1 protein-coding gene is annotated in these 356 nt (G+C 56.5%); it reads left to right on the top strand.

What is annotated here, in order from left to right; translation table 11 throughout:
* A partial coding sequence (locus R5H23_RS16700; RefSeq protein WP_317216112.1) for a DotI/IcmL/TraM family protein occupies positions 1–299 on the top strand: 299 nt, incomplete at its 5' end.
* Positions 300–356 lie beyond the last annotated feature (57 nt).

Genomic DNA, 356 nt, shown 5'->3' with positions numbered 1-356 from the left:
CCTGGGCTCAGTCCTTCTCCGGGCCCGGTAATATTGATTTCATCAAGGCCAAACGTGTCTTCCTGACCGCAACGCCGAAGAGTGCGCCATCGATACGTTCCGAAGGAAAAACGAGAAGTGGCGACTATGAGTGGCACGTCTCATTTCCAATGTTGCTCAAATGGGAGAATGCCTCCGGCTCGACCACCAACCTTCTGTCGGTGGATGTGACGATCAGGCGCACCAACAGTCCCGAGCATCCTGACGGGCTTGTCATCACAGAACTCAACGCGCCTCGCGCCGCCGATAACGGGGGCTGAATGCACAGCACAATTAGAGCGGTCATCGGGCTTCTGCTGCTAGCAGTTCCCGAAGCA

This window comes from Gluconobacter sp. GP1, assembly GCF_032913585.1.
Classification (GTDB): Bacteria; Pseudomonadota; Alphaproteobacteria; order Acetobacterales; family Acetobacteraceae; genus Gluconobacter; species Gluconobacter cerinus.
The sequence above is the reverse complement of the archived record's forward strand: the minus strand, read 5'-3'. Positions and strand labels throughout refer to the sequence as shown.